The organism is Janthinobacterium sp. SUN206 (assembly GCF_030587305.1).
Classification (GTDB): Bacteria; Pseudomonadota; Gammaproteobacteria; order Burkholderiales; family Burkholderiaceae_D; genus Janthinobacterium; species Janthinobacterium kumbetense.
In genome coordinates, this window is the sequence record NZ_JAPWIB010000001.1 from 1,124,562 (window position 1) to 1,151,473 (window position 26,912).

Consider the following 26,912-nt stretch of genomic DNA (forward strand, 5'->3'; position numbering starts at 1 on the left):
CCTCAAGCCAGCCGCGCCAGCCGCAAGAAATTGCCACCCGTGATCAAAGCCGCATCGGCCGGCGGCAAGCCCAGCAGCTGAATCTTGTGCAATTCCAGCCCCGGATGCAGCCAGGGGCCATCCGAGCCGAACAAGACCTTGTGCGGCCCCGCGCGCTGCACGGCCTGCTGCAGCAAGTCGAAGCGGCGCACGCCCGAGCTGTCCGCATGGATGTTGCGGTGGCGCGCCAGATGGTCGACCAGCGCCAGCTGCGCGGCCCAGTCGTCGCCGAAGCTGCCCAGATGGGGCAGGATGAAATCGACGTCGGGATACTGCTGCGCCAGCAGTTCGGCCACGGCCACTTCGCCGGCCGGGTCGTACAGCACGGGCAAGCCGAAGAAGCGCGCCGCGTCGCACACTTCGCCGCTGATGCGCGCATCCAGGCGGTGCGCCTTGATGCCGACAAAACCGTAGCGCTCGACGGCCGTGCGCACCAGATCCTGGATGCGGCCCCGGTCGCGCCGCGCATGCACGAAGGCAAAACCGTAGAAACGCTGCGGATCGGAGGCGACCAGGCGCGCCACGCCATGGTTGGCGATGGCGTAATCGGAGTGGAAGGTGGCGAACAGCACGCTGCGGGCGATGCCGGCCGCCTGCGCGCGGCGCAGATAGGCTTGCAGCGGCGCATCGCCGTCCCACGGCCCGCTCAAGCCGTCGCCCGGTCCCGCATGGCAATGGCAGTCGATGATCATCTTGCCGCGCTATTGCCAGTCGCCCATGACGACGATGCGGTTGCCGCGCCGGCGCCAACGCCCGCTCTCGTCCTCGCCCTGCGGCGCGGCCGAGCGGAAGTGCGGCAGTTGCTGGTGCAGGGCCCGCGTCAGCGCGCTTTCCACGGCGCGCGCGCTGCCGTCGCCGTCGGCCGCCAGGCGCGCCGCCTGCCCGGCGATGCGCACGAAGCGGCGCGCCAGCTCCAGTTCGCGGTCGGCCGGCGCCTCGGCTTCCATTTCCAGTTCCAGCGCATTGCTGGCGGCGCGCCCCAGGGCCGAACCGAGCGCCGTGCCCACGCCCGGTATCGGTATCATCGAACCGAGGGCGCCGCCGACAAAGGGCAAGGCCGTCTTGGCCACGGCCTTCAAGGCGCCGCCCAGGGGCTTGGCCACCTTGGCGATGGTAGCACCCACCTTCTTGACGCCCTTCCACACGCTCTTGAAGACGTTGCCGAGAAACTGTTCCAGTTCCTCCTCGCTGGACACTTCCAGCAATTCCATGGCCAGCTGCAGCTCTTCCTCTTCGCTGAAGACGGCCGGGGCGCTCCCCTTGCCGGACCAGGTTTCGCCAAATTCCAGCACTTCAAACGCGGCGCCGGCCCGCTGGCGGCATTGCGCGCATTCACATTCAAGTTGATGCATGATGTACTCCTTCGCAGTCGTCAAAGCGCTGTCGTCAGTTCCACATTTCACCCAGCACGGCCAGTTCCAGTTCGCGCCGCTGGTTGGTCAGCACGCCGCGCTGGTTGGCGAACATGTCGTCGTGGATGCGCTGCTCGATGCGGCGCCGCTGCGCCGCCGAGGACAGGGCCGCCACGTACACCTGGTGACCGCTCAAGTCGACGCCCATCATCTGGCCGCACAGCCGGTGCTGCAGCAAACGGCGGTGCAGATCGTCCGTCTGGCCGCTGTAGGCGCGGCGCCGTCCGCCCGCATCGAATTCGACCACGTACAGGCCCGGGCCGCGGCCATTCGGGTCGCGCAAGGCATTGGCCAGCGGCCCCAGCGCCTGGTAGGTCAAGGCGGCCGCTTCCGGCACCCGGCCCATGGTGCCGGCCAGGGTGGGCGGGATTTCACCTTGTTGCCCGCCATCGTCCTGGCCCTGCCCTTGATCCTGTCCCTGGCCCGCATCGATGCCCGGCTCCGGTTCCGGCTGGTCGCCAAACGCCGGCTCCGCCACGGGATAGGCCTGCGGATAGAGGGTCGGGTAGAGGGGCACATAACCGCCCCAGCCCCGGTAGCGCGGCGGCAGATAGGGCAAGGGCGGCGGTGCGGGACGCGGCGGCCTGCGCGCCGGATTCGCCTGGTAGCGCGGCGGCGCGGGACGGCGCTGTCCGCGCAGGGGAGGCCGCGCGCGCAGCCCGCCGCCGCGCATGCCCCCGCGCGCGCCACCGGGGGCCCAGCGCTCGCCCTCCCATTCGGCCTCGCCCTCTTCCTCCCCTTGCCACTCCTGCGACCACTCTAGAGACCACTCCCCCTGCCATTCCTGCTCGCCGGCCGCTCCCGGCTGCCCCGCAAAGGGCAGCATTTCAAACGCTTCGTTCATATCGCCTCCTGATGTGATGTTCAAGCAAGCCCATCGCCTGCTCCAGTTGCCGCGACGTCTGGTCGGCCCGCAGCAGAAAAGTCAGCGCGCCGGGACCGTCCCCCGCTTGCGCCAGCGACAGCACGCCCGCTGCGCGCAAGACCTGTTGCAAATGGGCGCGGCCGGGCAGGCGCTGCACGGGAAAGCTGCCACCCTGGCAGGCGATGCCGGCCGCCGCCATCCCCGCCCTCCATTGCGCCACCCGCTCCGCCAGCCTGGCGCGCAAGGCATCGCCATGGCGCGCATTGAGCGCGAGCGCGCGCCGCGCCGCCGCCAGCACGGCTGCCGAAGGCGGACTGGCATGCACGCGCGTCTGGCTGCGCGCCGCGAAGCGCCGCAGCAAGTTGCCGCTGCCGGCCAGCACGGCCAGCGGCACGCCAAAGCCCTTGGCCAGCGAGGCGCCGACGATCAGGTGGCTGCCCCCCTTGTCGTAGCCGCCCGGCAAGCCATGCAGCCGCGCCGAGCCGCCACCAGCCGTGCCCATCACGCCCAGCACCTGCGTGTCGTCCAGCAGCAGATAGCCGCCCCCCTGGCGCGCCAGGGCCGCGTAGCTGGCCAGCGGCAAGACCTGTTCGCTGCCCGGCACATAGCCATCGGCCAGGATCAGCGGGCGCCGCCCCTGCCGGCCCCAGTCCGCCGCCAGGCGCCGCAGCACCGCCATCTCGCCGCTGGGGAACATCCGCAGGGGCAAGCCCAGCGCCTGCGCCCGCTCGGCGCCCCAACGCGCGATGGCGTAGCTGCCGCCATCGACGAGGATCACCAGCCGCTCGGCAGCGAGCATGCCGAACAGGTCCCAGAACAGGTGCAGGGTCGACGGCAGCACGCAAGCGGCCTCGCAGCCTTGCAGCGCAGCCAGGCTTGCTGCCAGGGTTTGCGCGCCGGGCGGCTCCTGCAGCGCGGCCGGCTGTCCCTGAGTCAGGCTGCTCCACGGCGCCAGCGTAGCCGCCGGATGGCGCATGCCCAGGTACAGCGCACTGGTAAAATCGAGCATGCACGCGCCCCGCTCCCGTCCTAGACGCTGCGCAGCTGCTGGCTCAGGCGCTGGCGCAGCAATACCGAGGGCATCGTTGCTTCGATCGCCGGGTCGCTGCTGTCGACGGATAGGTCGACCCCGGTGGCGGCGCGGTAGCCGTGGATATAGCCCTGCACTTGCGGGCGCCAGAAGCGCGCCCAGTTGAACGCCTGCGTGGGTTCGTAGATGTCGCTCCAGTTGCCATAGCGCACGGAAAGCAGCAATTGCTCGCCAAAGATGGCCAGGTTACGGAAATGCATCACGCTCGTATCCGTCCAGCCTTGCAGTTTCTTCATGGCATCGACCCGGTCCATCCACGGTTCCGGATAGGCCACCATCACGCGCGTCGGCAAGAATTCGCGGAATTCGGGGCGCGCCAGCATCCATTGCTGCATCAGCATCTCGATGCGCGCCGTGGACGGCAAGTCGCCGAACTGGTTGTGCGCGCCCTGCGACAGGATCAAATGAATTTCCTTCAAGGCATTCAGCACGGGGAAGGCGTCCGCCTTCACGGTGGTGTCGTCATCCTGCTTGTAGAACGAGGTCAACAGGCGCAGCAGGTGGTGGAATGCTTCCAGGAATTTGGAGCGGCTGTCGGCCGGCCGGAAGTGCTGCACTGCCTTGCCGTCCAGGCGCACGCCGTAGTGATGGTCATACTCATAGTTGCGGCGCACCACGGTGAGCCGGTGCTGCTCATCCTGGGTGTAGCCCCACAGCAAGTTATTCAGCGGGCGCAGCATGTCGATTTCCGTGTTCGACAGGGGGTCGAGGCCGCCGCCGGGGGCGCGCAGGTTCTGGAAGCGTTGCGCGATGGCGTTCATGGTCTGCACCAGCATGCCCTCTTCGTGCCAGTACGACCAGATCAGTTCCAGCAGGCAGGGATTGGCCAGCTTTTCCTGGATGATGCCGAAGCACAGGTCCACTTCGCCTTCCTGGCCGCGCGGGATGCTGATGGGGATGTCGGGCAATTTGCGCCGGATCACGGCCAGATAGGGCAAGGTCTGGAAGCCGTCGATGTTTTCCAGGTAATCGTTGCGCAGCACGGTTTCCAGGTCGCGCCCCTGGGGGATGTCGCGCCGGTCCAGATAGGCGTTGTCTTCGGCCGGATTGAAGGCCAGCGGCTGGTTCAGCACGCCGCAATTGACCATCACGAACGCTTCCGTCGCCACTTTCAGCACGCGGTAGGAGTCCGAATCGGAGAACGGCAGCGCGCGGCGCTGCTTGAGCTGCTGGAACATGTCGGCCTTTTTGACGAAGCGCTCCTGCTCGAAGCCGCGCACGGCGGCTAGGTCACCGCAAAACAGGCTGTCCATGAAATGCAGGTAATTTGTAAACGACATCGCCTCGGTGCTGTTGCGTATCAAGGTCCACAGGGGCAAGTCTTCCGTCGGTTCCGTTTCCGTGCGCGTCAGCGACACGCCCACATTGCCCGAGATGGGCTGCGGCTGGCGCTCTTCCGTCTCGTATTCCGCATCCACGGCCAGCATGGCGTTCGGACTCAGCCCTTCCGGCACGGGCAAGGCGCCGCGCAGGTCGGGCCGCTGCGACAGCATCATCTGCGCCATGAAACGGTGCATGCCGGCGCGCCGCACGGGTGTGGAAAAGGCGTTCGGCGTGCCGCGCATGGGTACCCATGGCGCGGCGGCCAGCACCTGCACCTGGTCGCGCCCGTCCGCGCTTTGATCGCCGTCAAACGAGACGGTGGCCACGGCGCGGTCGCCCACCCTGCCGAAATTGCAGTCGCTGGGATGGCAGTCCGGCGTTTCGAAGGCCAGCCCCACCTGCGGGTTGAGCTGCGGCTTGAAGCACAGCACGGCACTGCAGCCGGCCTGCACCGTCACGCACTGGGGCGCCGTGGCGGGGAAATTGCCATACACGCCCACGTAGCTGCCCGTCGCCAGGTCGGCAAACACGGTGCCGCCACGGCCATCCGTCCAGCGCACGCCGACCAGCATGGCGGGGTCGGCTTGCCAGGCGGCGGCATTGAAATCATGGCAGTCCGCGTCGGCGCCCCGGTACAGGCTGATCGCGGCATTGACGACCATGGCCCCGCTGTCCTGCTCGTGCACGGTGACGACGATGCTGCCGCCCTGCTGTTTCGGCCCCGCCTGGCCCGCCGCCCCGCTCCTGCTGCCCATCTTGCCACCCATATTGCTGCTCATCTTGCTGCTCATCTTGCTGCTCATGTCATTCTCCTCAATGGATAATCAAACGGCCTGCCGGACCGGCGGCCATGCCGCACGACATCCGCGCACAGCTCCGACGTGTCCAGGGTGCTGCGCAGGGCCCAGTGGGTCAGCAAACGCCCCAGCAGCTCGCTTTCGTCTTCCGGGCTCAAGGTGCCGCTGGCGCGCGCCTGGCCCAGCACGGCGAACACCAGGGTCGGCGTCGCCTGGTACATCTGCGCCGGCGCCAGGGTCCAGCTGCGAAACAGCTGCGCCAGCATGGCCGGCTGGCGCGTGTGCACGGCCATGGCTTCGACCAGCGAGCCGCCGCGCAAGGCCGGCGGCCGGTGCTGCACCAGCAAGCCCACCAGGGCATCCATACTGGCCTGCAACTGTTCCAGCAGCCGCTGCCGGGCCGGCGGCAAGCCGGCCAGCGGGTAGTACGATAGCCACAACTGTTCCAGGCGGTCCCACTGCGGATGCGGATACAAGGCCCGTCCCATGGCGCAGCTCAGGCGCACCCGCAGCCATGGCACCGGATGGGGATCGTCGATATTCAGGCGGAAGACAAACACGCGCGGCAGGCTCACCACGCCGATCAGGCCCAGGGTGGCGGCCACGCCGACCCGCGCCAGCGACCAGAAGTCGGCCACGATCTCGGAAATCCACCGCTCCCACAACTGCCACACGTGCACCAGGCCGCTGCCGCCGTGCTGCATGGCTTGCAGCACGGGCCGCAAGGACGCCACCAGGTCCAGCAGCGCCGCGCCCTGGTGGCCTATTTCGTGCACCAGCGACGAGGCGATGCCGCTGCCGATCATGCGTTCGCGCGGCAGGCGGATGATGGCGACGGGATTGTCACCGCCGCCAGGCAGGCGCGTGCGCGCGCGGCGGATGGCCGCGCCAGGCCCCCGGTCCAGGTAGCAGATGACGGGCGGCGCCTGGTAGACATCGCCGGGCAGCGCCAGCGCATCGGCGGCAACGATGTCGAGGCCGGCCAGCCACACGCCCGTCTTGTGCTCGCTGCGCTGGGTGATGACTTCGTTGAACAGGTCGAACTGGGTCAGCGCGGCATTGAACTTCAGGCGCAGGAAAGTGAAGCGGCGCTGGGCCTCGGCGGCCGTGGCCATGCTGGCGCCGTCGGCGTGCTCGCGCTGCAGCCACCACTGGAACTGGGCCACCATGCGCCGCAAGGCGCGCCGGCCCTGCACCAGCTGGCTTTCGATGGCCGACTGGGCGCCGGGCATCAGGGACGCCGCCAGCACCGTCGGCTCGATCAGCGCAAACGGTTCCAGCCGCGCCAGCCGCGTCAGCAGCGAGCGCGCCTCCTGCTCCAGCATCCAGGCTGCATAAGCGCCGATGGCCATGATGTCACACGCCGTACAGAACGATCTTGTGGCCCTGGCGCGCCCAGCGGCCGCTGGATGGCCGCATGCCGGCCTGGCTGCGCACGCCGGCCGGCGCCATGCCGCCCCCCGCAGCTGGGCCGCTGCCGTTCTGCGTGGCGACCTGGCCGCCCGGGCGGCCCAGCAAGCCTGGCGCGAACTGGCGCGCCGCCGCGCTGGCCGCCGCCTGGGCGACGGCGCGCGGGTCGCCATTGCCGCGCGCTTGCGCGGCGCGGTTGACGGTATCGGCCGCCAGGCGCACGAACTGCTTCGCGCCCTCGAATTCGCGGTCTTCGTTCGACGACGCTTCCGCTTCCAGCCCCAGAGCGCTGCCGGCGGCCGAGGCCAGGCCGCTGCCGATCTTGGCGCCCAGCGGGCCGCCGAAATAGCCGCCGATGGCGCCGCCCGCCAGGGGAATGGCCTTCTTCGCCACGCCCTTGAGCACGCCGCCGATCGCTTGTCCCACGGGCGACTTGATGATGCCGCCCGCCACGGAGGCGGCCTTGCGCAGGAAATTGCCGAGAAACTGTTCCAGTTCGGCTTCATTGCTGACCGACAACAATTCATTCGCCAGTTCCATCTCCTCGGCCTCGGAAAACATGGCGCTCGCGCCGCCCTCGCCGCTCCAATCGCCCTGGCCAAACTCGAACTGTTCCGCTTCAAAGCCGGACATTTCCTGTCCGTATTCCAGGGTCGTACGATCCAAGTCATGCATGATGAACTCCTCAAAGTTAGCACCTCGGTTGACATAACAGTGCCGGACGCAGCAGCCGTCCGGCTAACAATCGAGCACGACGATGTGCCCGCCCTCGCGGCGCCAATGGCCAGCATCCCGTCCCGGCGTTTGCGCCGCCTGCCTGAGCAAGCCTGGCGCCACGCGGCGTGCCACTTGCAGCAGGGCCGCGTCCACCCGCGTCCTGGGGTCGCGCGCGCCCAGGACGCCGTCCTGCACCAGCGCCGTGTTGACGGCATCGATCAGGTGCACGACCTGGCGCGCCAGTTCGAATTCCTTGTCTTCCGGGCTCAATCCTTCCAGTTCCATGCCGAAGATGGCCGCAGCGCGCCGCTTGAGCGCCTGCGGCGAGCCACCATGCAGTGGCAGCAAGGGCGCCACCACCTTGCCCAGCAACTGGCGCAGCGGCCCTTCCAGCGGCGTGCCGCGCACTTGCTGGCCCGCCGCGGTGGCGCCCAGCTGGTGCGCCAGGAAAGCATCGAATTGGGCCGGCCCTTGCAATTCCAGCAACTGCGCCGCCAGCGCCAGCGCATCTTCCTGCTGCAGCGGCAGCATGCCCGGCGCGTCAGGCAATTCCATTTCGGGACGATAGGCGAGCAGGCGGCTGGTCATGACAGGCTCCGGTGGAAGGCGGGCGGGTGGCCCATGCCTCCCTGATGCAAGGGCCATGCCAGTCCGGCGCAGGGGAAGAATGGGACAGGACGGCGAACGGCGTTTCGCCGATAGCGTAAAAACCATGGTTTCCGGCGAAGCGGGTTTCGTTGTCAAGATGAGCTTTCAAACAAGCTTAATTGGCAGGAATGATTACGTCGCCTATCCGCCACAGTGCCCGCTATCGGCAAAAAATATTTTTCATTTTTAAAAAGCAAACTTCGCGCTACCCCGCCAAAAACACCACCAATACCATACCAACGGACGATAAAAATAAACGTGGCCAACACGTAAATAGTTAATTGGAAACAGGATTTTGGTAGGCAAGCCCTACAATTAATGGGCCAGAATTTGATTGCCTGAAAGAAACTAAATGATAGACCCTACCTTGCGCCGTTTATTGGCCATCACATTACTCAGCCTGCTTGCCGCCTGCGGCGGTGGCGGCGACAGCAAGACCGGCGCCACCCAGAACCCGGACATATCGGTCGTGCCGCCCGCGACCACCGCCCCCGGCGATCCGGCCACCCCCGGTACCAAGCCGGGCGACACGATCCCGCCGCCGCCCCTGACCACGCCGCCGGCCAACCAGACAGCCACCTTCACGCGCGCGGAAGCGTCGCGTTTCCTGGGCCGCGCCACGTTCGGGCCGGACATGGCGGCCATCGACGCCCTCGCCGCCAGCGACAGCGACGCCTGGTTCCGCGCGCAGTTTTCCAAGCCGCAAACCTTGCACCGCAAATATATCGACGCCAAGTATCCCGTGGCGGGCACGGCGGCCACCAAGGCCGTGCCGAACGACTTTTACGAGTCGTTCTGGCAGCAAGCCGTGCGCGGCGACGACCAGTTGCGCCAGCGCGTGGCCTTTGCCCTGTCGGAAATCTTCGTCGTGTCCACGCAAAACGAGAGCGTATGGACGCAAACGCGGGGCGTCGCCAGCTATTACGACATGCTGGGGCAACATGCGTTCGGCAACTTCCGCAACCTGCTGCAGGGCGTGGCCACCCATCCGATGATGGGGCTGTACCTGTCGCACCTGCGCAACCAGAAGGAATCGGCCACGCGTACGCCCGACGAGAATTTCGCGCGCGAAGTGATGCAGCTGTTTACCATCGGCCTGTACCAGCTGAATGCGGATGGTTCATTGAAATTGTCCGGCGGCAAGCCCATCGACACCTACACGCGCGACGATGTGGGCGGCCTGGCAAAAGTATTTACGGGCTGGAGCTGGGCCGGCCCGGACCAGGGCGCGAACCGTTTCTTTGGCAGCGTGGCCGATCCGGACCGCGACTGGAAACCGATGCAGAACTATGCGGCGTACCACTCCACCAGCGAAAAGCGCTTTCTGGGCGTGAGCGCGGCGGGCGCCGCCGGCGGCGAAGCGGACATGGCGCTGGTCCTCGACACCCTGTTCAACCATCCGAATGCCGGCCCCTTCTTCGGCCGCCAGCTGATCCAGCGCCTGGTGACCAGCAACCCCAGCCCGGCCTATGTGGGCAGGGTTGCGGCCGCCTTCGCCAATAATGGTTCTGGCGTGCGCGGCGACATGCAGGCCGTGATCCGCGCCGTGCTGCTCGACCCCGACGCGCTGGCGCCAGCCGGCAGCAGCCTGCGCACGGGCAAATTGCGCGAACCGCTTGTGCGTCTGGGCAACTGGATGCGCGCCTTTCACGCCAAAGATGCGGCCTTGCAGTACCGCATCTATTACCTGAGCGATCCGCTGTCGGGACTGGGGCAGAATCCCATGAACGCGCCGTCCGTCTTCAACTACTTCCGCCCCTCGTACGTGCCGCCCAATTCGGCGCTGGCGACGGCGGGCCTGGTGGCGCCGGAAATGCAGATCACGTCGGAGCCATCCGTCACCGGTTACCTGAACTTCATGCAGGACGCCATCCGCGGCGGCGTGGCGGAAAACAGCGCCGTGCAAGCCGACTACTCGGCCGAAGTGGCCCTGGCCGACCAGCCCGCCGCCTTGCTGGACCGGGTCAACTTGCTGTTAATGTCCGGCAATATGTCGTCCCGGCTGCGCGGCAAGATCCTGGCGGCCGTCACGAGCATCGCGATTCCCCCTGCCAGCGGCAGCAATGCCGCGCAAGTGACGACGGCAAAAACCTACCGCGTGCACCTGGCCATTTTCCTGGCCATGGCCTCGCCTGAATACCTGGTTCAAAAATAAGGAAGCAGCATGACCATCACCTCTCATTTCTCGCGCCGCCGCTTCCTCGGCTCCATGCTGGGCCTGGCCGGCAGCGCGGCCACGCCATTCGCCCTCAACCTGGCCGCCATGGGCCAGGCCGCGGCCCAGTCCGCCGACGACTACAAGGCCCTCGTCTGCCTGTTCATGACCGGCGGCAACGATTCCTTCAACACGGTGCTGGCCACGGACACGCCATCGTGGAGCGAATACCTGCGCCTGCGCAACACGGGCAGCAACGATTCGATCCACCTGCCCGGCGTCGGCGAAACGGGCGGCGTGCTGCCGATCACGCCGGCCACGGCGCAAACGGGCCGCAGCTTTGCCCTGCACCCCGCCCTCGCTCCCGTGAAAGACCTGTTCGACGGCGGCCGCGCCGCCATCGTTGCCAACGTGGGCACCCTGATCCAGCCCCTGACCCTGGCGCAATACAAGGCGGGCAATGTGGCGCTGCCGCCGAAACTGTTTTCGCATAACGACCAGCAATCGACCTGGCAATCGGGCTTGCCGGAAGGCGCCAGCATCGGCTGGGGCGGACGCCTGGGCGACCTGCTCGGCACGGGTAACGCGAATGCGACGTTTACGGCCATCTCGGCCGCGTCAAACGCGCTGTTCCTGAGCGGGCGCCAGGTGCGCCAGTTCCAGGTGGGCCAGGCAGGCGCCGTGCCGATCCGCAATATCGGCGGCGGCTACCTGTTCGGCACCACCGAAGGCGAGACCGCCTTGCGCGACATCATCAGCACGGCGGGCGACGACATGATGGAGCAGGAACACGTGGCGACGGTGCAGCGCGCCATTTCCAGCCAGAGCGTGCTGAGCGGCGCCATGCTGGCGGCCGGCGCGGGCGGCGTGCCCAATCCGCCGCCCTACATCAACCCGAACACGGGCGCGTCCAGCGTCAACCAGCTGGCCGTGCAATTGCAGACGGTGGCGCGCATCATCGGCGGGCGCGGTCCCCTGGGGGCGAAACGGCAAGTGTTCTATGTGACACTGGGCAGTTTCGACACGCATGACCGCCAAAAGGAATTGCACGGCGACCTGATGGCGCGTCTGGCGCACGCGCTCGCGTATTTCGACGCGACCCTGGCCACCCTGCAGGGCGCCGACGTGCGGCGCCAGGTGACGACGTTTACGGCGTCGGACTTCGGCCGCACCTTCAGCAGCAACGGCGACGGCACGGATCACGGCTGGGGCGCGCACCACTTTGTCGTGGGCGGCGCCGTGAAGGGCCGCGACATCTACGGCGCCTTCCCCGCCACGGGCCTGGGCCATGAGCTGGACGTGGGTTCCGGCTCCCTGCTGCCGACCACCTCCGTCGACCAGTATGGCGCCACCCTGGCCAAATGGTTCGGCGTGGCCGACAGCCAGCTGGCCGACGTGTTCCCGAACATCGGCAACTTCAGCCGGCGCGACCTCGGTTTCATGACGGCAACTTAACCGTTCACGGCCACCGTCAGGGTGACCACATAACCATCGGTGGCATTGCCCGTCACCGTCGCCATCTGCAAGCTGGTGCCGTCGGCAAAGACATTGTCGGTGGCATAGCTGATCTGCGCCAGGTTGCGCACGCTGGCCGTGTAGCCGCTGGCCGCGTAAGCCTCGTTCAGCGTTGCCATCGGGAACGTGAACTGCGACGTCTTGATGCGGTTCGCGGCAGAAGCAGCCTTGACCAGACTGGGATAGACCTCGAAATGCACGTGCGGCATGCGCCCCGCGTAGCAGCCGGGAAAGATGGTCGTGAAGGCAAGGTTGCCCGCGCTGTCCGTTTCCTGCACGCCGCGCAAATAATTTTGCGCCGTCACGCCGCTCGAATACAGCGAATACAGGCCGTCGCGGTCGCAATGCCACAGATAGACGGCGTAGCCGGCCAGGCTGGCGCAGCCGCCGCTGGCGTTGAGCAACTGCAAATTGATGGTCAAGGGCACGCCTGCCGCCACGCCAGTGGCGCCGTTGAAACTGGCGCGGATATCGCTGCGCACCACGCCCGACTGGTTCAGCACGTTGATGATGCTGCCGCCATTCGTGTTCGTGCCATCGGCCGGATACGGCCCGCCCGTTTCCTCGGGAATCACCGTGCAGGCGCCCGCGGTCGGTATCGTGACGCTGCCGGCGCCGCCGGACGTACCTGTGACGCCGCCGCTCGCGGCCGTGCCGCTGGCGTCCGACCCGCCGCCGCAGCTCATCAACGGCAAGGTGGCGGCGCCGGCCAGCAGCCAGCGCAGGACTTGCCGCCGTTCAAACGCCTGTTGCCGCATCATTTCGAGGTCGGATGCCAGACCGTGATCATGTAAGTCCATATATATTCCATCAAATAGGGCAAGCTCGCCAAGGCAGGACTCAGGCTGGCGCACAGGAACAGCGCCTGCGTGGCCCGTTGCGCGAGCGCCTTCCTGGCGGCGATGGCGAGCTTGCGTTCCATGGCTCAAGCCGTTGTATCGACCAGGTTGCCGCTGGCGGACAGGCTGCCGCCCGCACTCGCCGCGCCCAGGCTGCCCGACAGCGCCTGCAGGAAACTGCTCAGTTTGCTGCTGCTGCTGCTCGTGCCGCCCTCATCGCCGCCCAGCGCGCTGAGCAGGCTGGCAAAGCTGGACTGCAAGTCCGTCACGCTGCTGTCCGCGCTCTGCGCGCTGTCGCTGGCATCGCTGCCGGACGACGAGAGTTTTTGCAGCAGGCTTTGCAAATCCGACTCGATATTGCCGGGACCGCCGCGCGCGCCACCGCCGGGTGGCGGCCCCGAAGGCGGCTCTGCCCCCTCTTCTTGCCCGCCAGCACCGCCACCGCTCTGTGCATGCAGGCTGCCCATCAGCTGGTGCAGGAAGGCGCCCAGCGCCTGGCCCGCGTCGCCGCTGCCGGCGGCGCTGGTGCCGTCCGTCGCGCTTTCGCCATCGCTGGCATCGACCGTCACGCCGATCGATGACAAGGCGCTGGAAATAGCGTCGAGAAATGCGCCATCGTCGGGTTTTGACGGCCGCGTGCCGCCCGCGCCGCTGGTACTGCCGGTATTGTTGCCGCCGCCCAGGCGGCTGAACGCGCTCAGCTGGCTGGCGGCGCTGGTCGAACTCAAGGCACTGATGCTCATCTCACTCTCCTGTGCTTATTGGGGGCGGCGCGGGCCGGGGCGGCTGTCGCCCCGCTGCTGCGCCTGCTTGCGCTGCTCCGGCGTCAGCACGGCCAGCAATTGCTGTTCCAGCCGCGCCTGCTGCAAGCTGATCTGCGCCATGGCTTGCGCCGCCGTGCTGGCCAGCGCGCTGGCCTTCGCATCGTCGTAGGCGCTGGACGCGGCCAGCGCGCGCAGTTGCGCATGGGCCTTGAAGGCGATCTTTTCCTGTTCCCGCAGCAAGGGCGCCTGGGCATAGGTGGCGGCGAAAATCTTGTCCTGCTGCGCTTCGCTCAAGTCGATGCCGCGCAGGAATGGCGGCAAGCCCGGCGCACCGGGTCCGCCGGGTCCGTGAAGCAGGCCGGGCGGCGGCCCTTCCATGGGTGCAGCTTCTTGCTGGGCCAGCGCCAGCAGCGGCATGCTGCAGGCGGACAGCAGCAACAGGGATACGGCAATACTCAGGTATTTCATCGGGCTTTCCTTTCGTGGCGATCAGCCCTGATTGTGGGCGTCTGGCATGTAAAGCAACGTTAGGGCGGCGTAAAAGCGTGTAAAGGAAGGTGCGCAAATGTAAGCGGACGTATGTAAAAGCGGGTAAAACCGCCCTGAACGGCCCCCTTTGACTGCTATCATCGGGCGATATTCACCCGAAAAAAGCACAGGCATGAGCAAGGTTTTGTTAATCGATGACGACGTGGAACTGGTCGGCATGTTCCAGGAATACCTGACGCAGGAAGGTTTTGACGCCCGCGCCGTGCATGACGGCGAAAGCGGCGCGGCCGAGGCGCTGACGGGCCTGTACGCCATCGCCATCCTCGACGTCATGATGCCGCGCATGAATGGCCTGGAAACCCTGCGCCGCATCCGCGCCGGCAGCAACCTGCCCATCCTGATGCTGACGGCGCGCGGCGACGATACGGACCGCATCGTAGGCCTGGAGCTGGGCGCCGACGATTACGTGACAAAACCGTGCACGCCGCGCGAGTTGACGGCGCGCATCCGCGCCATCCTGCGCCGTGCGCAAGCGGCGCCGCAGGACACGTCGGGCCTGGCGCCGCTGACCGTGGGCCAGTTGACGATGTGGCCGGAACAGCGCCGCGTTGCCTGGGCCGGCGCGCACCTGGAGCTGACGAGCACGGAATTCAACCTGCTGGAAGTGCTGGTGCGCCATGCGGGCAAGCCCGTGAGCAAGAATCAGCTGTCCGAACTGGGCCTGGGCCGGCCCATGGCCCGCTTCGACCGCAATATCGACGTGCATTTGAGCAGCCTGCGCCGCAAGCTGGGCAGCCTGGCCGATGGCCGTTCCTGCCTGCAAACCGTGTACCGTCTCGGCTACCAGCTGATCAAGGAGTAAGCGTGGGCCGTCTGTTCTGGAAGTTTTTTCTGTGCATCATGCTGGCGCAAGTGACGGCCACCATCGGCATCGGCGGCACCTTCTGGCTGAAAAACCGGGCCGCGCAGCAGGAACGGGCCCTCGACATCGACACCAGCCCGCCCGCGCAAATGATCATCGAGGCCGCCAGCGCCACCGTGGAAGCGGGCGGCAGCCAGGCCTTGCGGCAATTCCTGGGCAAGCTCGAACGCATGCGCGTGTTTGCTGTCGATGCCAAAGGGCAAGAATTGATGGGCCGCGCCGTGCATCCCGCCATGCTGGCCAAGGCGCGCGCCATGCTGCAACAAAGCCAGGCTCATCCCGTCGTGCGCGACGTGGCCGGCAGCGACGGCAAGCGCTACCTGCTGTTCCTGCCCTCGTCCGAACGCTTCCGCAATGCCGAGGCGGGCGCCGCGCGCGACACGCTCAACGCCGTCACCCTGAGCGGCCCGCGCACCATGGGACCAGGTCCACGCCCCAGCGAAGCGGGCGCCCCGCCGCCACGCGGCGAATTCGGCCGCGGCATGCCGCCCGGCCCGCGCATGGACAGCCCCTATCGCACTTTCATTCCCCTGGCCGCCGCCATCGCCGCCAGCCTGCTGTTCGCCTTTTTGCTGGCCTGGTATTTTGCGCGTCCCATCCGCGACCTGCGGCAGGCGTTCGAGGCCGCCTCGCACGGCAACCTGGCGCCGCGCTTCCACGCCAGCGGCAAGCGCGGCGATGAATTGACGGACCTGGGACGCGATTTCGACCGCATGACGGGCCGTTTGCGCAGCCTCATGGACAGCCAGAGGCGCTTGCTGCATGATGTCTCGCATGAGCTGCGCTCGCCGCTGGCGCGCTTGCAGGCCGCCATCGGCCTGGCGCACCAGCAGCCGGAAAAGATGGCCGCCTCGATGCAGCGCATCGAACGCGAAAGCGAGCGCATGGATAAGCTGATCGGTGAACTGCTGACCCTGTCGCGGCTGGAAGCGGGCGCCGTGCAAGCGGGCGCGGGGCACGCGCACAGCGAAGACGTCGGCATCGCCGACCTCGTGCACGACATCGTGGACGACGCCCGCTATGAAGCCAGGGCGCGCCTGATGGGCATCGACCTGGCGGTCGACGCGGCCATGGCCGACGCCAGCGTCACGGGCCAGCCCGAACTGCTGGCGCGCGCCGTGGAAAACGTGGTGCGCAATGCTATCAAGCACAGCCCCGACGGCGGCACGGTGGATGTCGAACTGTCGCGCCAGCATGATTGCTTGCGCATCGCCGTGCTGGACCGGGGACCCGGCGTGGCCAGCGCCGACCTGGCCCGCATTTTTGAACCTTTCTTCCGCGCCAGCAATACCCAGCACAGCACGGACGGCCATGGCCTGGGCCTGGCCATCGCCCAGCACGTCATCAACGCCCATGGCGGCCGCATCGGGGCCAGCTTGCGCAGCGGTGGCGGACTGTGCGTGGAAATGTTGTTGCCCGTCAAAACGCCAGGCTGACCTGTCGGCGAGCCTGGCGTCTTTTATGCGCGGAGTTGCTGTTACGCTTGCGTATCGATGATGCTGCCCAGGGTAGACGAGGTCGATTTGGCCGGGCTCGTCGCCGTATCGGCGCTGCTGGCCGGCTGAGCATCTTGCTGCGCCGCCTTCTGCGCGGCGGCAGCTTGCAACTGGGCAATTTGCGCCTGCAAGGCCTGGATTTGCTGCGCCAGCTGCTGCTGCAGCTTTTGCGACGCCTCCGTCTGCTCGCCCTTCTGCGACTCCGTCAACTGCTTTTGCGCCGCCGTGATCTGCTTTTGCAGCGCCGCGATCTGCGAACTGCTGCCCGAACTGGCGCTCCCCGCCGCGCTGACCGCGCCGCCTGAACCGATTGCCGCTACCATGATGCCTCCTCAGTGTTTCGATACCAAGGTTAACGGCAAGCATGGGCGCGGATGTAGTGCCGCAGGTGTAAAGGCAGGTAAAGACAGGGAAAGACGGCTGGCGCCCCTCCCTTCACCGCAATCAGGTCTTGGGTAGCGTTACGCCGACCTGGCCCTGGTATTTGCCGCCGCGGTCCTTGTACGACGTTTCGCACACTTCATCGGACTCGAAGAACAGCACTTGCGCCACGCCTTCGTTGGCGTAGATTTTCGCCGGCAGCGGTGTCGTGTTGGAAAACTCCAGGGTCACATAGCCTTCCCATTCCGGTTCGAACGGGGTGACGTTGACGATGATGCCGCAGCGCGCATACGTGCTCTTGCCCAGGCAAATCGTCAGCACGTTGCGGGGAATGCGGAAATACTCGACGGTACGGGCCAGCGCGAACGAGTTCGGCGGGATGATGCAATAACCCTTGCCGGACACGTCGACGAAGTTGTTCGCGTCGAAATCCTTCGGATCGACGATGGTGGTGTTGATGTTGGTGAACAACTTGAACTCGTCGGCGCAACGGATGTCATAGCCATAGCTGGAGGTGCCGTAGGAAACGATGCGGTTGCCGTCGCGTTCCTTGACCTGGCCCGGTTCGAACGGCTCGATCATGCCCGTTGTTTCCGCCATGCGGCGTATCCATTTATCGCTTTTAATCGTCATCGCAGGGGTATCTTTCTAGAATATCGGAATGGCTGGGGCCGCACGCCTGCTGCAGGCGTGGCCCGGATGGCAGGATTTTACGCGAAAAACCGCCACTTTTGGCCCTTGCCCGCTGAAAATCCTTGCCAGTCGGCTAGTGTTTAGCCAACAGCGAGGTGATCATCTCGCGCACCACTTGCGCCGTCAGTTCCGGGTTTTCCATGGGAAACAGATGCCCGCCCGGCACCTGGCGGAAAAATTTGCCGACCAGCTTGCGCGTGGCCGTCAAGCCCGCCTGGCGGCATTCCACCGATTCCGTGCCGCCGATAAAACCGATGGGCACTGGAAATCCGTCCTTGACGAGGCCGCCGATGTGGTGCGGCAAGCTGCGGTAGACCTGCGTTTCCACTTCGCGCGTAAAGCGCAACTGCACCCCGTCCGGATGTGGCGCCAGGCCGCTGTCGATGTAATCGCGCAAGACTTGCGGCGCCCAGATGGCGAACATGTCCTTGGCGGCAAAATGCTCATACGCAGCTTGCGCATCGGGCCACAGCTTGCGCCGCCGGGCGGAAAAACGGGCGGGAGAGTAACGCTCGCCCAGCGCCGTGTTGCGCGCCAGCCGCACCAGCAAGGCGCGCCAGCCCGCCACCACGGGCGAATCGAGCAAGACCACGCAGCGCACCAGGTCGGGACGCTGCTTGGCCACCATGACGCTGAGCATGCCGCCCAGCGAATGGCCGACGAGGATCACGGGCGCGCTGTAGCGGCGCTCCAGGTCGTCGATATACTCGCGCACCAGCTCTGGCCAGCCCGTGCTGACGGGGTATTCGGGATCGTGCGCATGCATGTCGAGCGCCTGCACGGTGTAATGCTGTCCCAGCAAGCCAAACAGCTTGCGGTAAGTGCCGGCTGGATAACTGTTGGCATGGGCAAAGTGCAGTTGCGGGAGGGTCATCGTGGGTCGGTGCCGGTGAATGCGATAAACAATTGTAATGGCATGCCGGCAAGACGTATCAGAGGAAGGACTCTAATTGCCGGGGCGCATGGGCCATGCCGGGCACGAACGCCGCCAGCACTTCGCCCAGCTCGGCGTTTGAATCCACGACGCAAAAAGCGTCGTCGAACGCATGGTGACGGTTCATGGGATTGCGCACGACGATGCATTCCAGTCCGGCCGCATTGGCGGCGCGCAAGCCGCGCGGCGAGTCTTCCACGGCCACGCAGTCGGCGGCGGCCAGGCCAAGGCGCTGCAAACCCAGCTGGTAGCCGTCGGGCGCCGGCTTGCTTTCGCCATACATTTCACGCGTGAGCACGAAATCGAAGTGGCGCAACAAGCCCGTGGCCGCATGGCTGATCCGGAAATGCTGTTCGTAGGCACTGGTGACGACGCCCATGGCCACGTGCGGGCGCAGCGCCGCCAGCACTTGCCCGATGCCGGGCATGGCCAGCTGGCGCGCCTGGCGCAAGCGTTGCGCGAACAGCGCGGTGCGCTCGGCCCGCAGGCGCTCGACCAGCTCGATATCATGGTCCTGCCCCAGCAGCACATGCCAGGCGCCATAGTTATTGTCCAGGAACCAGTCAAAGAATTGCTTCGGCGTCAGGTCTATGCCGTAGGGCAAGAGCAAGTCGCGGTTGCTTTCGTAAAACAGCTGCTCGGTGTTGACCAGCACGCCATCGTTGTCCCACAGCACGCCCTGGATGGTTTTCATGGCTTGTTGTCGTTCAGAAACTTACTTGAAGAAGATGTCGTAGGACAACTTGACGATCAGCAACACCAGCAGCACGAGGAACAAAATGCGCACGAAGGCGGCGCCGCGGCGCACGGCGATCCAGGTGCCCGTCAGGGCGCCCAGGATATTGCACACAGCCATCGGCGCAGCCACGGCATACACCACGTGACCGGCGGGAATGAAAAAGGCCAGCGCGGCCACGTTGGTGGCGATATTCACCAGTTTCGAGCAGGCCGAGGCGAGGATGAAATCGAAGCCGAAGACGCGGATGAACAGGAAAATCAGGAAACTGCCCGTGCCCGGCCCGAACAGGCCGTCATAGAAGCCGATGGCGCCGCCGATGACGATGGCGAGGATGCGTTCGCGCGGCCCGATGGGGCGCGCTTCGCGTGTCGTGCCGAAATCCTTCTTGATGAAGGTGTAGATGGCCATGATGATGATCAACACCAGCACCATGGGACGCACCACCTGCTGCGGCACATACGACACGGCGGCCGCGCCGATGAAGGACATGACAAAGGCGCTGGCCACGGCCGGCAGCACCAGCAGCCACGGGATGTGCACCTTGCCGACAAACGAGCGGGCGGCAAACGTGGTGCCGCAGGCGGAGGCCAGTTTGTTCGTGCCCAGCAAGGAGGTCGAGGCCATGTTCGGCATCAGGTTGAACAGGGCCGGCAGCTGTATCAGCCCGCCCCCGCCCACGGCGGCATCGATCAGGCCGGCAAAGAAGGCAAATAAACACAGCAGCGAGATGGTCAACATGATAGGCAATGAGGAATGGGCGACAGCGGCAGTATAGGCGCCGTGGATTTTTCCGGATGCAACTTCATATTGCGGAAAACGCAATCAGGCGTAACGCTTGACGGAATGCGCCCCGTGCGGTCTACTGGCCTCTTTTGCCGGGAGTCACGCAATGTCGATGAAACTGATGTGGGAGATCCGCGCCTTTTGCACCGTGGTGGAAAAGCGCAGCTTCATCCACGCGGCGCGCATGCTGGGGCGCTCGCCGTCAGCCGTCACGCGCGCCATCCAGTTCCTCGAAGACGCCATCGGCGCCGAGCTGATCCTGCGCACGCAAAAGCAGTTCACCCTGACGACGGCCGGCGAAACGTATTACGCGTCGGCCAAGCACTTGCTGGAAACGCAGGCCGAGGCGGAAGACCAACTGGCGGAACTGAGCAATTCCCCGCAAGGCTGGGTACGCCTGTCGGCGCCGGAAATCCTCTCGCTGGGCTTCCTGCCGAAAGTGGTGGCGCAATTCTCGCGCGACTACCCGAACGTGTCGGTGGATATCCATTTCTCGGACAAATCCATCGACCCCATCCAGGAAAAGCTGGACTTTGCCATCCGCGGCGCCTTTCCCCAGTCCAGCGAGCTGATCGGCTACCCCCTGTGGAATTACCGCCGCTACATGTACGCCTCGCCCGACTATATAGAACGCATGGGTGCGCCCGGGGAACCGGAAGAGCTGGCCGGCCACGACATCATCATGCACTCGGCCCCCCGCATCCTGCGCGACTGGCATTTCGTTTCCAGCGAACGCAACGTGCGCTACCAGGTGCAGCCCCGCTTCCGCTTCACTTCCGGCATCGCCACCTTCCAGGCGGCCCTGGAAGGCGCCGGCATCGTGCGCCTGGCCAGCTGGCTGGCGGAACCGGCCGTGGCCAACGGCACCCTGCGCAGGGTCTGTACGGCGTACCGGCTGACGTCATCGAAGGAGCTGGACCCCAGCATTCATGCCGTCTACGGCACGTCGAGGATGGCCAAGGGGGCGCGGTTGTTTCTGGAGTATGTCCGGCAGCGGGGACTGGAGATACCCGATGAAAGGACGAGCTAGTTGCAATTGACCGATGCCGGCAACAGTGCGCAGCAGAGTTGGCATCTTCGGACTCAAGAACGGTCATTCAGCACTGGCACCAAAGTTCATTTATTTTACAGAGAGATGTTAAAACGCTATCACAATTTAGCAACACAAAAAAATAAAAGAAAAATTAAATTTAAAACAAGGTGGAAATTTTAAAAATTCAAAATAAATATTCCTCAAAAATAAAAACAAATAAAACAAACCCAATAACCAAAAAAAATTCACAAATCTCCTTCCCATACCTCTCGAAAAGACTAATCCTCAATTTCCGGTAACAGAGTAGGATCCAATATCACTGTGTGCTGCCTAGGATTTCTTTCACAAATAAAAATATCCTCCTTGGACTCATCCTTATCACCGCAATGACGCAAAACCATATTTGACTCACACCAAGGACATATTGCAGTAAGGCTATTAATATACAAATTGTCCGCTGCACTCAATTCCACATAAAATCTCCTCAGCCAAATACACTCAAATCTCCGCCGCTTGAGTACCGACGGAGTAACCAATAGCATCATCCCGACAAAAAAAATCAACATCGCCAAAGGAGTCCAATTTGAAAATACTCCAAAAAACGAGGAAAATAACGTCAAAAATAATGACACACCTCCAAAAAAAGTTACCAAACCACCTACCTTAATCAATGCTAGCCTTCGGATAGATTTTCCTGAAAATGAAGGATGGCGTTCTATTCTCATCTGTTCAATACTGAACACTAGATGACCATTATCGGATTGAACTGATGTTTGCAATGGCTCTGGAGCATAATCAGGATAATACTTAAAAAACTCAGCCTTATCTTTAGTCAAATCAAACACAACCTCACTCCAGAAAAGTACGTGTACCGGAAATTTCCCTTGAAGCGTCCTTTCTGCGGACAGAATACGTACCTTCTCCTGCAACCTAGCATCACGATTTAACGTTGTCGCAACGTACAAAATTGCAATTGGAGGATTAAACGACTCCGCATTTCTTATTTCTTTCAAAATTATTTTTTCTGACAATTCATCTACTGTATTCTTACACTGAATCCCAATTGGTGTCACTCCGTTTATTATTCCAAAAATATCAACACCATCTTGGCGCTGTCCTGGGCGACCATTACGAAAAAAATCTGGACTTTCCCATCGAATTTTCACGGCAGACAATGTAATATCTTCGAACTCATCCCAAGAATTTGGTGGAAAAACTTTAACTCCTGCAATCGTAGGCATATGGCACATATTGTCAAAAATAATGAAGGATAAAATACAAATAAAAATACCAACAAAAATAATGATTTTTAATTGCGAAACTTAAATTCATGCTTTTAAATAACACGCAACACCTTTAAATATTACCCAATCCCGTAAATATTATTGCAACGCAAAAAAATAATTAACAAATTACTCATAATCAATACTCGATATAAATTTATTACAAAAAATCCAAAATAACATTTACGGCAATTTACTTTCTCATAGATCGCAAAAATATTCGAATATCCAACAAATCACCTTAGAAACAATTAACTCACTAACATGCACTACTTACCCTATAAACCGGCAAAACTCCCCAATGCATGGGACTTTATCTGAAGGAATGCTCTTTTTCCGCACTTTTAGATAACAAGACATTACCAAAGACACCCTACACCCTTGATAGAAATGAAATAAATTCGCTTGATCGCACAGTGAAGTGTTTATGGTTACACTTTATAAGCTACTCCGCAATAGAAAAAGCTCTTTAACAAAAAAAGACCTATAAAGTTTAGCGACACCGCAGAGCTTTATTTAATGCCAGTAGCGCGGTCGACTGGCCCGATACTGCGTCACCTCGATATTGTCCCCAAACGCCATCGCCACCGCCCCTTCGACATCCGTGCGCAAGCGGGTAATGCCCATGTCGCCATAGCGCGCATACACCTGCGCCTTCGGATGTTTATAGCGGTTGCGGTGCCCCACCTGGAAAATGGCCAGGGCCGGATGGACGGCGCTCAAAAACGCCGGCGTCGATGACGTGCCGCTGCCGTGGTGCGGCGCCAGCAGCACGTCGGCCGCCAGTTCGCCCTCCATCGACCGCGCCAGCAATTGCGCTTCCTGCGCCGCTTCGATGTCGCCGGCCAGCAAGATGGCATGCTTGCCTGCCGTGATTTTCACGGTGCAGCTGCGGGCGTTCGGCGTCAAGCTGATGTCCGTATGGCTGGCGGGCAAGGGGTGCAACATGGCGAAATGCACCCCTTCCCAGGTCCAGCTCTGGCCCGCCGTACAGTGCAGGTACGGGAGCCGGGCTTGGCGACGGGCCTCGATGGCCGGGTGGCCGTCGAACAGGGACGAGGCCAGCCAGCCGACTTGCACGTTTTCCAGCAAGGATACAGCGCCGCCCGCGTGATCGAGGTCGCTGTGGGAAATGATCACGCCGTCGAGCCTGGCGATGCCGCGCGCGCGCAGGTAAGGCACGATGACCCGGCTGGCGCCATCGGAATCGAGACTGTAGGCGGGGCCCGTGTCGTACAGCAGGCGGTGGCCGTGCGTTTCCACCAGCACGGCCATGCCTTGTCCCACGTCAAAGGCAGTCACCCATAGCTGGCCCGGCGGCGGGCTGGACGGCAAGGCCGTCAGCAAGGGCAGCCAGCCCAGCATGCCGGCCCAGCGATGGGGCCATCCCCGTGGTGCCAGCAGCCATGCCGTGCCGAACAATGCCCAGCAAAAACTCCACATTGGCGGCGCGGGCGCCGTCCACACGGCAAAGCGGCGCGCACCCAGCCAGTCCAGCACCTGTGCCAGCATCTGCACGATGGCGTGCGCCAGCAGCAACAGTCCATCGGAAAGGGGCGCCGGCAGCAGGCTGCCAGCCAGAGACAGGGGCGTGACGACCAGGCTGATGACGGGAATAGCCAGCGCATTGGCGACAGGAGAAACCAGTGAGACTTGCGAAAACAGCAGCATCGTCAACGGTACCAGCCCCACCGTCACGACATACTGCGTGTGCGCGCCCAGCGCCACGGCCGCGCGCAGGCGGCGCCAACGTCCCGCCTGCTGCGGCAAGGGCACCGTGGTGCGGCCTGCCGTCGCATACAGCATGGTGGCGACGGCGCCGAACGACAGCCAGAAACCAGGCCATAGCACGGCCCACGGGTCGAGCAGCACCACCACGCCCAGCGCCAGGCACAGGATATGGCCGATGCTGGTAATGCGCCCCAGCCACAGGGCCAGCGCCACCACCAGCAACATATACAAGGTACGTTGCGCGGGCACGCCGAAGCCTGCCAGCAGCACATACAGGAACGCTGCCAACGCGCCGGCCAGCGCCGCCACCTTTTGCGCCGGCAGCCGCAAGGGCAGTTGCCAGTCGGTAAAAAACGAGCGCCGCCACAGCGTGCCTGCGCCCAGGGCGAACAGTCCCGCGATCATCGTGATGTGCAAACCCGAGATAGAGATCAAGTGGCTCACGCCCGTGCGGTTGAATACTTGCCAGTCCGACTGGGGGATGGCGCGCTGGTCGCCCACCACCAGCGCCACGATCACGCCCGCATACTGCCTATCTTCCAGGCTGCGCAGTATGCGCGCGCGCAAGGCCGCGCGGCTCGCTTCCACCACATTGCCAAAGCCGGGCACGAAGGCAGCCAGGCGCACGTTCGGCGTATCGGCGCGCGGCTGCGGCCGCACATAGCCCGTGGCGCGCACGCCCTGCTCCAGCAGCCACGCCTCGTAGTCGAAGCCCATGGGATTCGCATTGCCATGCGGACGCTGCAGCCGCACGGTGAGGCGCCAGCGCTCGCCCGGCTGCACGTCGCCCACCTCGTTCGTCACCTCATCGCGAAAACCCGCGTACCAGGACAGGGCGATCAAGGGAGGAACCTGTGCGCCAACCGCCTTTTCCACGGCAAAATTGAAACGTACGCCCTGCTCGAAGCGATACGGCAGGCTGGCAACGGTGCCCGTGACGATGATGTCCTGCCCTTCATCGGCCAGCGCCAGCTGCGGCGCCATGGCGGCCTGGGCCAGCCAGGCCGCCCAATAAAAGCCCAGTCCCACGCCAGCGGCAAGCGCAACAAAGCAGCGCCAGCCGGAGCCCCAGCGCGCGTGACGGCGCAGCGCCACACTCGCCGCCCACCCTGCGCCCACGATCCCCCACAGCAGCACGCCCGCATGCGGCGGCAAGCTTGCCTGCGTCTGCAACCAGGCGGCGCCAGCGGCAAAGCCGAGTATCAGGGTGCGCATGGGAACTCGACGCGAAAGGGATTCAGCCACTGTGCCCTTTCCCATTATTTCCCCTCTGATCTGGCGCAATGGTGGCGTGGATAAGCGCGGCCCTGCACGCCATCCGCCGCCACCGCTGGCGACACTTTCCGCATGCTAAGATGACCATCCGGCGCCAAGGCGCCATGACTTGCGAACCTTGCATGACACCACTGACAGCGGCCGAAACCTATTTGCAGGACTTTCATCAAAGGCAAGTGGGCGTCACCAGCGCCGCGTTTGCCCATCTGCCGGCCAGTTCCCGCGCCCGCGGCTGGGCCTCGTCCTACGACGTGCTGACCAGCCTGATACCAAGCGCGGACAAGCCATCGAGCGTGCTCGATCTGGCCTGCGGCGATGGCCATCTGCTGGGTTTGCTGGCAGCCAGGCGGCAGCCCCGGCTACAATTGCTCGGCGCCGACATGAGCGAAACGGAACTGGCCGCCGCGCGCGCAGCCCTGCCCGCTTCCGTGCGGCTGCTGCTGGGACGCGCCCAGGCGCTGGACCTGCCATCGGCCAGCGTCGATTATCTCGTGTCGCACATGGCGCTGATGCTGATGAACGACATAGAACAAGTCGTGCGCGAAATGCGCCGCGTGCTGCGTCCCGCTGGCCAGTTTGCGGCCATCGTCGGCCGGACATTCTTGCTGGGCGAAGTCAACGACGTTTTCATGCGCGTGTTCAAGCCGATCGCCAGTGACGCGCTGCCAAGCATGCGCTTCGGCGACCGGCGCGCTGGATCGGAAGCGGGCTGGCGCGAACTGCTCGATGCCGGTTTCGCAGACGTCGCGTTTGACGATATCGACGTGCCATGGACGCCCACGCCGGGCGAATTGTGGACCGCCCTGCTGGACACCTACGATATCGACCGCTTGGACGACGGCGCCAGGCGGCGCCTGCGCAGCGCGCTCATGGAGGCCATGGCGCCGCTGCAAGACGGCGATGGCAAGATCGCCACCGGCTGGGGCCTGCGCCTGGTACGCGCGCGTGCCGCCTGAACTGCCATCGACGCCATGGCTTGCTGGTGTCGATGGCAACAGGCTACGCTGGCGGGCTGCGCTCTCCTGTCAATTGCAGCCTTGCTGGCAGGCGGACCGCTCGGCGCCGCACTCGGCTTGAGACGTACCGCTGGCAATGCAAGCCCGCCATTCGGCGGCGCAGGCGCTATAGCAGCTGGCAAAGGCTGGCGTCGCAGTCACGGCTAAACCGAGACCGGTCGCAAAAAGAAACGCAGCGAGCTTTTTATTCATGGTGTTCTCCTCAAGTCGGATGGCTGATGAATCCCTGCGCGCGCCATCCTCCGGCGCAGGGCCACATACACAGGTATGTCTTGGTTCATCGCTAGCTGGCTGTGCGTCAGCGCGAAGTGGAAATCCTGGAGACAGGCGCGCCCTTTCGCGCAATAAGAACAGGTCTGCGTGCCATACACAACAACCTTGGTGGCGGTGCCGGCAAAATACGCGCTGTGATTCCTTTCGCCATACGCACGCTGCAGCCGTTCATATAAATTCGGCACGCCCCAGCCGATAGCAAGACCGCCAGCGAAAATAATGCCGCATATCGCCGTCGATTTCAGATGTTTTTGAAAACATGCCAAAACTTCCTCGAAAAATCTGAGGCC

General features: G+C 64.0%; 27 protein-coding genes. 6 read left to right on the plus strand and 21 right to left on the minus strand.

Translation table 11 applies throughout. The features are described 5' to 3' along the window. Window positions 1-2: 2 nt before the first annotated feature. The 8 genes from O3300_RS04915 to O3300_RS04950 all read right to left on the minus strand — a co-directional run bounded on the left by O3300_RS04915 (window position 3) and on the right by O3300_RS04950 (window position 8,241). Window positions 3-731, minus strand: coding sequence for an amidohydrolase family protein (locus tag O3300_RS04915; RefSeq protein ID WP_305052244.1), 729 nt, complete (start codon window positions 729-731; stop codon window positions 3-5). A gap of 9 nt (window positions 732-740) precedes the next feature. Beyond that, the gene (locus tag O3300_RS04920) at window positions 741-1,391 is read right to left on the minus strand and encodes a hypothetical protein (protein WP_305052245.1); all 651 of its coding nucleotides are present in this window, start codon (window positions 1,389-1,391) and stop codon (window positions 741-743) included. Window positions 1,392-1,425: 34 nt separating this feature from the next. Continuing rightward, a complete protein-coding gene (locus tag O3300_RS04925) occupies window positions 1,426-2,295 on the minus strand; it encodes a hypothetical protein (RefSeq protein ID WP_305052246.1) in 870 nt (289 codons plus the stop codon). Next, a complete protein-coding gene (locus O3300_RS04930) occupies window positions 2,279-3,325 on the minus strand; it encodes an aminotransferase class I/II-fold pyridoxal phosphate-dependent enzyme (RefSeq protein ID WP_305052247.1) in 1,047 nt (348 codons plus the stop codon). Before O3300_RS04930 ends, O3300_RS04925 begins: the two co-directional genes overlap by 17 nt. A 20-nt stretch (window positions 3,326-3,345) precedes the next feature. Further along, window positions 3,346-5,532, minus strand: a complete 2,187-nt coding sequence (locus tag O3300_RS04935; RefSeq protein ID WP_305052248.1) for a hypothetical protein — start codon at window positions 5,530-5,532, stop codon at window positions 3,346-3,348. Then, window positions 5,529-6,878, minus strand: coding sequence for a hypothetical protein (locus O3300_RS04940; RefSeq protein ID WP_305052249.1), 1,350 nt, complete (start codon window positions 6,876-6,878; stop codon window positions 5,529-5,531). The genes O3300_RS04935 and O3300_RS04940 overlap by 4 nt, the downstream gene beginning before the upstream one ends. A gap of 4 nt (window positions 6,879-6,882) precedes the next feature. Continuing rightward, the gene (locus O3300_RS04945; protein ID WP_305052250.1) at window positions 6,883-7,611 is read right to left on the minus strand and encodes a hypothetical protein; all 729 of its coding nucleotides are present in this window, start codon (window positions 7,609-7,611) and stop codon (window positions 6,883-6,885) included. 63 nt (window positions 7,612-7,674) lie between these two features. Beyond that, window positions 7,675-8,241: a hypothetical protein gene (locus O3300_RS04950; protein ID WP_305052251.1), complete on the minus strand. Its 567-nt coding sequence runs from the start codon at window positions 8,239-8,241 to the stop codon at window positions 7,675-7,677. A 412-nt stretch (window positions 8,242-8,653) separates the two neighbouring features. On the opposite strand from O3300_RS04950, the gene O3300_RS04955 reads away from it, so the two are divergent. Then, complete coding sequence (locus O3300_RS04955; RefSeq protein ID WP_305052252.1) at window positions 8,654-10,456, plus strand: DUF1800 family protein; 1,803 nt, start codon at window positions 8,654-8,656, stop codon at window positions 10,454-10,456. A gap of 9 nt (window positions 10,457-10,465) precedes the next feature. Beyond that, complete coding sequence (locus tag O3300_RS04960) at window positions 10,466-11,911, plus strand: DUF1501 domain-containing protein (protein WP_305052253.1); 1,446 nt, start codon at window positions 10,466-10,468, stop codon at window positions 11,909-11,911. Here O3300_RS04960 and O3300_RS04965 read toward each other — a convergent pair. The 4 genes from O3300_RS04965 to O3300_RS04980 are packed head-to-tail and all read right to left on the minus strand — an operon-like array spanning window position 11,908 to window position 14,042. Further along, entirely contained in the window at window positions 11,908-12,771 is an 864-nt protein-coding gene (locus O3300_RS04965; RefSeq protein ID WP_305052254.1) for an intradiol ring-cleavage dioxygenase, read from the minus strand. The genes O3300_RS04960 and O3300_RS04965 overlap by 4 nt on opposite strands. Next, window positions 12,729-12,893: a hypothetical protein gene (locus tag O3300_RS04970; protein ID WP_171985041.1), complete on the minus strand. Its 165-nt coding sequence runs from the start codon at window positions 12,891-12,893 to the stop codon at window positions 12,729-12,731. Before O3300_RS04970 ends, O3300_RS04965 begins: the two co-directional genes overlap by 43 nt. A 3-nt stretch (window positions 12,894-12,896) precedes the next feature. After that, window positions 12,897-13,553, minus strand: coding sequence for a hypothetical protein (locus O3300_RS04975; protein ID WP_305052255.1), 657 nt, complete (start codon window positions 13,551-13,553; stop codon window positions 12,897-12,899). A gap of 15 nt (window positions 13,554-13,568) precedes the next feature. Continuing rightward, window positions 13,569-14,042, minus strand: coding sequence for a Spy/CpxP family protein refolding chaperone (locus O3300_RS04980; protein WP_099667602.1), 474 nt, complete (start codon window positions 14,040-14,042; stop codon window positions 13,569-13,571). 193 nt (window positions 14,043-14,235) lie between these two features. On the opposite strand from O3300_RS04980, the gene O3300_RS04985 reads away from it, so the two are divergent. Continuing rightward, complete coding sequence (locus O3300_RS04985) at window positions 14,236-14,925, plus strand: response regulator transcription factor (RefSeq protein WP_251348393.1); 690 nt, start codon at window positions 14,236-14,238, stop codon at window positions 14,923-14,925. 2 nt (window positions 14,926-14,927) lie between these two features. Continuing rightward, the gene (locus O3300_RS04990) at window positions 14,928-16,421 is read left to right on the plus strand and encodes an ATP-binding protein (RefSeq protein ID WP_305052256.1); all 1,494 of its coding nucleotides are present in this window, start codon (window positions 14,928-14,930) and stop codon (window positions 16,419-16,421) included. 41 nt (window positions 16,422-16,462) lie between these two features. Here O3300_RS04990 and O3300_RS04995 read toward each other — a convergent pair whose 3' ends face one another. From O3300_RS04995 to O3300_RS05015, 5 genes are all read right to left on the minus strand, one after another. Then, window positions 16,463-16,804 (minus strand): FlxA-like family protein, encoded by a 342-nt coding sequence (locus tag O3300_RS04995; protein ID WP_305052257.1) that lies wholly within the window; start codon window positions 16,802-16,804, stop codon window positions 16,463-16,465. Between the two features lie 121 nt (window positions 16,805-16,925). Then, entirely contained in the window at window positions 16,926-17,495 is a 570-nt protein-coding gene (dcd, locus tag O3300_RS05000; protein ID WP_034755486.1) for a dCTP deaminase, read from the minus strand. A gap of 133 nt (window positions 17,496-17,628) precedes the next feature. Further along, a complete protein-coding gene (locus tag O3300_RS05005) occupies window positions 17,629-18,429 on the minus strand; it encodes an alpha/beta fold hydrolase (RefSeq protein WP_099667598.1) in 801 nt (266 codons plus the stop codon). A gap of 58 nt (window positions 18,430-18,487) precedes the next feature. Continuing rightward, window positions 18,488-19,183, minus strand: coding sequence for an HAD family phosphatase (locus O3300_RS05010; RefSeq protein WP_305052258.1), 696 nt, complete (start codon window positions 19,181-19,183; stop codon window positions 18,488-18,490). 21 nt (window positions 19,184-19,204) lie between these two features. Then, a complete protein-coding gene (locus O3300_RS05015; RefSeq protein WP_034756294.1) occupies window positions 19,205-19,966 on the minus strand; it encodes a TSUP family transporter in 762 nt (253 codons plus the stop codon). 151 nt (window positions 19,967-20,117) lie between these two features. Here O3300_RS05015 and O3300_RS05020 point away from each other — a divergent pair, with 151 nt between their 5' ends. Continuing rightward, window positions 20,118-21,041, plus strand: coding sequence for a LysR family transcriptional regulator (locus O3300_RS05020; protein WP_305052259.1), 924 nt, complete (start codon window positions 20,118-20,120; stop codon window positions 21,039-21,041). A 281-nt stretch (window positions 21,042-21,322) separates the two neighbouring features. Here O3300_RS05020 and O3300_RS05025 read toward each other — a convergent pair whose 3' ends face one another. Then, window positions 21,323-22,285 (minus strand): hypothetical protein, encoded by a 963-nt coding sequence (locus O3300_RS05025; protein ID WP_305052260.1) that lies wholly within the window; start codon window positions 22,283-22,285, stop codon window positions 21,323-21,325. Window positions 22,286-22,843: 558 nt separating this feature from the next. After that, on the minus strand, window positions 22,844-25,273 hold the full coding sequence (locus O3300_RS05030) for a DNA internalization-related competence protein ComEC/Rec2 (protein WP_305052261.1): 2,430 nt from the start codon (window positions 25,271-25,273) through the stop codon (window positions 22,844-22,846). Window positions 25,274-25,455: 182 nt separating this feature from the next. Between O3300_RS05030 and O3300_RS05035 the strand changes: the two genes are divergently transcribed. Further along, window positions 25,456-26,289, plus strand: coding sequence for a class I SAM-dependent methyltransferase (locus tag O3300_RS05035; RefSeq protein WP_305052262.1), 834 nt, complete (start codon window positions 25,456-25,458; stop codon window positions 26,287-26,289). 69 nt (window positions 26,290-26,358) lie between these two features. Here the strand turns inward: O3300_RS05035 and O3300_RS05040 are convergent, their stop codons facing one another. Both O3300_RS05040 and O3300_RS05045 read right to left on the minus strand, forming a co-directional pair. Continuing rightward, window positions 26,359-26,541 (minus strand): hypothetical protein, encoded by a 183-nt coding sequence (locus tag O3300_RS05040; protein WP_143451532.1) that lies wholly within the window; start codon window positions 26,539-26,541, stop codon window positions 26,359-26,361. Next, window positions 26,538-26,888, minus strand: coding sequence for a hypothetical protein (locus O3300_RS05045; protein ID WP_305052263.1), 351 nt, complete (start codon window positions 26,886-26,888; stop codon window positions 26,538-26,540). The genes O3300_RS05040 and O3300_RS05045 overlap by 4 nt, the downstream gene beginning before the upstream one ends. Window positions 26,889-26,912 lie beyond the last annotated feature (24 nt).